At 67.5% G+C, this 5,572-nt stretch carries 5 protein-coding genes and 1 pseudogene; 3 read left to right on the top strand and 3 right to left on the bottom strand.

What is annotated here, in order from left to right:
- Window positions 1-61 precede the first annotated feature (61 nt).
- Window positions 62-619, bottom strand: coding sequence for a transposase family protein (locus ABZZ74_RS52300; protein WP_356951177.1), 558 nt, complete (start codon window positions 617-619; stop codon window positions 62-64).
- A gap of 79 nt (window positions 620-698) precedes the next feature.
- Between ABZZ74_RS52300 and ABZZ74_RS52305 the strand changes: the two genes are divergently transcribed.
- Together ABZZ74_RS52305 and ABZZ74_RS52310 are read left to right on the top strand one after the other, a co-directional pair.
- The gene (locus ABZZ74_RS52305; RefSeq protein ID WP_356951178.1) at window positions 699-980 is read left to right on the top strand and encodes a hypothetical protein; all 282 of its coding nucleotides are present in this window, start codon (window positions 699-701) and stop codon (window positions 978-980) included.
- A gap of 174 nt (window positions 981-1,154) precedes the next feature.
- Window positions 1,155-2,246 (top strand): DDE-type integrase/transposase/recombinase, encoded by a 1,092-nt coding sequence (locus ABZZ74_RS52310; protein ID WP_356951179.1) that lies wholly within the window; start codon window positions 1,155-1,157, stop codon window positions 2,244-2,246.
- A gap of 181 nt (window positions 2,247-2,427) precedes the next feature.
- On the opposite strand, the gene ABZZ74_RS52315 is transcribed toward ABZZ74_RS52310, so the two are convergent.
- Window positions 2,428-3,384, bottom strand: coding sequence for an IS4 family transposase (locus tag ABZZ74_RS52315; protein WP_356951180.1), 957 nt, complete (start codon window positions 3,382-3,384; stop codon window positions 2,428-2,430).
- Between the two features lie 38 nt (window positions 3,385-3,422).
- Window positions 3,423-3,635, bottom strand: a pseudogene (locus ABZZ74_RS52320) (transposase domain-containing protein); the annotation flags it as partial.
- A gap of 104 nt (window positions 3,636-3,739) precedes the next feature.
- Between ABZZ74_RS52320 and ABZZ74_RS52325 the strand changes: the two are divergent.
- Window positions 3,740-5,410, top strand: a complete 1,671-nt coding sequence (locus ABZZ74_RS52325; RefSeq protein WP_356951181.1) for a fibronectin type III domain-containing protein — start codon at window positions 3,740-3,742, stop codon at window positions 5,408-5,410.
- Window positions 5,411-5,572 lie beyond the last annotated feature (162 nt).

Below are 5,572 nucleotides of genomic sequence, written 5' to 3' on the forward strand. Positions count from 1 at the left end.
CGGATACGACCTAGACACTCGCATCCTCGCAGGTCAGCGGCACCTTTCTGCTGTCAGGCCGTCAGCTCACCCAATTCCGCTGAATAACCGGGGTTTCGTTCGTCTTCGCGCCGACCTCCACCTGGGCGAGGGTCACTACGGTGCCGTGGGTGACCGCGGAGAGCAGATGCCGGCGGGGCGCGGTGAGGCGGGCTGATCCCTTGAGGGCTTTGCCGTCGACAGCGATCACGCGCAGCTGTCCGGACGCGGAGGACGACGGAGCCTGGGCGGGCGCGGCGGCGCGGTGCCGGTCTGCCAGGTAGGCGCCCACCGCCCGGTCCAGGGCGTCACCGTCAACGGCCCCCAGCACACGGCCCATCGTGGCCGGCGACGGAGAGCGCCGCCATCTGAGCAGGTGGCGCCGGATCCCGATGACTGTCAGGAGTGCGGTCGAAGCGCGTTGGCCCCACTCGGCGAGTTCGTCGATGCTCCTCGCTCCTGAGACGACCGCGCAGGCGCACACCAGCAGGATCGCAGTCAGCGAGTACCACCGGCCCCGTCGCGAGCGGGGGTCGGGCACCGACTCGAAGTAGGGACGCAGGTCAGCGACCTGGTCCGGGTCCAGCGGACCCAGCTTCAACCCGAACTCACCACACGAGCACGGAACTTGCAGCCGCCCTGGCCTCGACCAGGGCCAGACCACCTGCTGGAACTCCTGGATGCGCTGGACCTTCATCAGCATGCTCGCCGCCGCCGTCCTCGCCGTCGCCCGCCTGCGCACCACCGCCCAGGCCACCCGGGGCCGCCTCGTCCTGGTCAGCTCCCGCGAACTGCTCCGCCTGCTGCGGGCCACCGTGCTGCCCTCGCCCCGCCGCGACCGCGATCACCTGCTGCACTGGTCCGCCTGGCGCCGCGAACACCAACACCGCGCCGCACGAAGCGCACCGTCGCTGGAACAACGTCACCGCCGCCGCCGCGACGACATGACACCACCGACCTGACCAAGAACTACAGCTGCCGTGTCTGTCAGCCTTGGGTGAGACGTCCCGCTTCGACGGGTTAGCCTGAGAGGGCACGACAGGAGAATCACCCCTCATGACCAGCACCACCCCCGCCGAGTCCGGGCTCCCCAGCCCAAGCGCCGTTCCTTCAGTCACGAGTACAAGCTGCGGATCGTGGCCGAGTACGACGCCGCGCCCAAGAACGAGAAGGGCGCGATCCTGCGCCGCGAGCGCCTGTACCACTCGCACGTCACGGAATGGCGGGCCGCGCGGGACGCCGGGGCCCTGGAGAAGCTGGTCGACAAACGCACCAGCCCGGCCGAAGAAGTCCGCCGCCGGGGCAGAGAACGAGAAGCTGCGCCGCCAGGTGGAACGGCTGGAGAAGGAACTGGCACGGAACAAGGCCGCGTTGGAGGTCATGGGAAAAGCTTCCGCGCTCTTGGAAATGATCTCCGAGGGCGCGGACTGAAGGCTGCCGCCGACCCGGTGGTCGACGAGGCGTTCACCGGCGTCGAGGGCAGGAAGGGCATCACGGCCGCGTGCCGTCTGACCGGCCGCTCCAGGGCCACCCACTACCGCCGGCTGCGTCCGGCGCCGCCGCCAGGGCCCCGCTCGCCGCAGGTCCAGCCCTCAGCCCTGACGGCAGAAGAACGGGCTGCGGTAGTGGAGTTGATGAACAGCGTCGAGTACGCCGAGCTTCCTCCCGCACAAATCCGGGCCCGCGAGCTGGATGCCGGGCGCTACCACTGCTCGGTGTCCACGATGTACCGGATCCTGCGCGAAAAGGGGCAGTCCGGCGACCGCCGCCGCCAGGCCACCCACCCGGCGAAGACGGTGCCCGAGTTGGTGGCCACCGCACCGTCGCAGGTGTTCACCTGGGACATCACCAAGGCCGCCGGACCGGCCAAGGGCGTCTGGTATCACGCCTACGTCATCATCGACATCTACAGCCGCTACATCGTCGGCCACACCGCCGAGCGGGCCGAATCAGCGGCACGGGCCGAGGAGTTGATCCGCGAGACCATCGCCCGCAACGGCATCGTGCCCCAGACCGTGCACGCCGACCGCGGCACCTCGATGACCTCCAAGAAGGTCTCGCAGCTGCTGATCGACCTCGGCGTCACACGGTCACACTCACGGCCGAAGACCTCCAACGACAATCCCTACAGCGAGGCCCATTTCAAGACCACGAAGTACATGTCCGACTACCCCGAACGGTTCGATTCGCTGGCCCATGCCCAACGTCGCTTCTTAAGCGGCTTGTGAGAGGTTGTCAGGCTGCGCTCTCCCTTCGAGGAGCATGAGGTTGATGGTGTAGGTGGCTCGGCTGGTGGGTGGTTCGCCGGGGCGGAGGGTGCGGTAGCCGGAGCTGGAGCGTTTGGTGGCGCGGGGTGCGGTGCATCCGGGCCGGGGGCGGACGGCCTGGTGAGCGAGGTCGGCCATGGCCTCACGGGTCTTGGCGGCCAGGCGGCGAGGGGGGAAAGTCCGCGCCGACGATGCGCCGGGCGGCGTTCAGGGCGTTCTTGAAGCTGATGTGGCCGGGCGGGAGGTGGTGTTCGTGAGCGGTGTCGGTGGTCAGCTGCCGGGTCGCCTGGTAGACGCAGAGCATGGCCCACAGTTCCTGCTCGACCATGGCGGGGCTGTTGGAGCGCAGGGTGGCGGTACGCCCGCCGCGTTGCTCGATCTTGATGTGTCGGTAGATCGTTTCGCTGGTCCAGCGGCGGGTGTACAACTCCGCCAGCTCGGCAGCGGGCGCGGTCACCGGGTCGAGGAGCATGGTGATCAGGCAGAACAACTCCGAGGTCTCACTGCCGTGTTCGTCGGTCCGGGTGATCGTGTACTCGATGACGCGGACATCGATCGTGCGCTTGGTGCGCTGCTCGCACAGACGGGACAGGCAGGTGCCGTCGGGCAGGGCTTCCACCAGCGGCAGGCGGAAAGAGTCCGACACACGCCACAGCAGCTCGGCCCCGGTGGTGGCGGCCTTCTCCCACAGCGTGAAGGACGGGAAGCCGCGGTCGGCCAGCAGCATGCCGGCCTTGAGGTGGTGCAGCAGCCGGTGTGCGAGGGTGCGCTCGCCGGTGGCGAACGGCCCGAAGACGGCGCCGACCACGGCGTGGGTGCCGCACTCGCCAAGCGCCACCATCCGCGCCTGCGGGTAGCACGCCTGCCGCTCGCCGTTCGAACTCCCACCGAAATGGGCAGCATTGGCCTCGGAGGCGGGCACGTCGAACAGTGTGCCGTCCAGCGACACGAGCCGCCGACCCCGCCAGAACACCCCCGGCGTCGCAGGCATGCCCTGCACTCCGGCCACCTGGCCGAACAGCCAGCGCAGCGGCGCCGCCCCCAGCCGGGCACGCGCCTTGGTGACCGAGCCGGTCCGGTCCGGGCCGGACGCGTCCACTTCTCACCCGCCCGACGCGGGATGTTCTCCAGCAGCTCGCGCAGCACCCCGCCGTACCCCTGCCCGGTGAACAGCCACATCGCCAGCGTGAAGTACACCATCAGCGTGCTCGGCAGCGCCTTCGTGCGCTCCTCCCACGCCCCGGTTTCCTCGACCGCCTGGTGCACCAGCTCCGGCGTAAACGTCCTGGTCAGCAGCCCGATCCGGACCCGCTCCGGGAAGCTGTCCTCGGCTATGTGATCACGTGCCACGAGGACGAAACCCCTACGCCATCAAGATCATTCAACGGAAGCGACGTTGCTCGTAGGCCGAGAGCCGAGGCGAACAACCCGAAACGAAAGATGGGCAACGACTCATGGGTATGTCCGACAACGCGACCGGTACCACCGGTACGCACATTCTCCTCGCCCGGCCCTCGACACACCAGCAGTGGTTGGGCGGTGGCGCCTGGCAGCTCACCGTCTACAACCTGACGGGCGAGGACAGGTCCATCGGCAAAATCGAGTTCGAAGTTTCGACCCAGAAGGTCAGCAACCACACCGGAGGCCACGTCCACCAGGACAGTCAGCATGTGACCGTCGCCCTCGAGGAACACAAGCGAAAGATCCCCGCACACAGTTCGACATGGGTACGCATCGGTGTCGCCGGCCCCGTCCTCCCCCACCCGCACGGCTTCCAGGTCGATGGCACCCCGGCGGACGTTCCGGTGTACGACGCCCCGCCCAACAAGCCCGCCAACCTGCGCGTCACCCGTCAGTCCGGCCGCTCGGTACGACTGAAGTGGGACCCATCGACCGACGAGGTAGCAGTCATCGGCTACGAGGTCACCCTCGTCGGACGGCCAGGCGTGATCGAGGTGGTCGAGCCGTCCGCGATCATCGGCCACCTGGAGCCGGAGGCGGACTACCAGGCGCAGGTCGTCGCTGTGAACATCGCGGGCCGCCGCTCCGAGACCACCTCGTTGTCCTTCAACTCCGGCAAGGCCAGTGGCGAGCGGCCTGCCTGGGACATCCCCGTCATGCCGTTCATCGACTACGCCGGTACCAACACAGTCGGCGGTGGAAACCCGAAGATCAACGCCATCACGCCCATCGCCGAGGCCACCGGCGTCCGAGGCGCCTCGCTCGGCTTCATCACCGTGGCCAACGCCGATATGGAACCATGCTGGGGCTCTGTCAAGGGGTACGACGCGATCAACGGCAAGCACAACCGCGAGGACGTGATCGCCTTCAAGAAGCTCGCACCCTTGTCGGGCCGACCGGTCATCTCGCTGGGCGGTTGGATCAACCACATCCCGGAGTACGTAGTCAAGGACGTGGAGAAGGTGGTCGGGTGGTACTCAGCCATCCTCGACGCCTACGGGATCGACCGGGTCGACTTCGACATCGAGGGTGCGGCCCAGAACAACCCGCAGTTCATCGAGCGGCACATCAGCATCGTCTACAAGCTGCTGGAGGCCCGGCCCTCACTCCGGGTCTCGTACACACTGCCCGTGGACGCGGGCGGCGAGCGGCGCCCAGTGGAGGTGGAGAGCCCCGACGACCCTCACTGCCCGTCCGACCTGGTCGCCGGCTTCAACGTCTACGGCAAGGCATTCATCCAGCAACTGGCGGAGGCGGGGATCAGCCCGTCGCTCTTCAACGGCATGACGATGGCGATGGGCAACCACGACCGCCCCCAGGGCAAGGAAGCCATCATCGCGCTCCGCTTCATGCACCGCGACGTAAAGAAGGCATTTCCACACCTGACCGACGCCCAGGTGTGGGCGCGGCTGGGCGCCTGCCCGATGTTCGGCATCAACGACGGAGGGGAGTTCTTCAAGCTGGACGACATGCGGCGACTGATCGCCTTCGCCAAGACCGTCCGGCTGGGCTGCATCAGCGGCTGGGACGCCCAGCGCGACTGGAACTCCAACCGCGACGCCACCGGCTGTAAAATCGGCGAAGGCGAAATCTTCAAGTGCACCCGCGCCGACCAGCAACCAGGCGACTATCTGAAGATCGCCGCAACGTACCAGGAGTGGTGAGCAACGTCCCCAACCGGGTCCACCCGCTCCACTCGCCGGGTTTAACCCTGGGTATTCAGCGGAATTCGGCTCTTCGCTCCCATGTGTGGGTCGGTTCGTGTCATGACATGACGAACGCCGCACTCTGCGTAGGTGTCTGATTGTGACGATCAAGAACCTGCG

This window comes from Streptomyces sp. NPDC006476, from assembly GCF_040612015.1.
Taxonomy (GTDB): domain Bacteria; phylum Actinomycetota; class Actinomycetes; order Streptomycetales; family Streptomycetaceae; genus Streptomyces; species Streptomyces griseorubiginosus_B.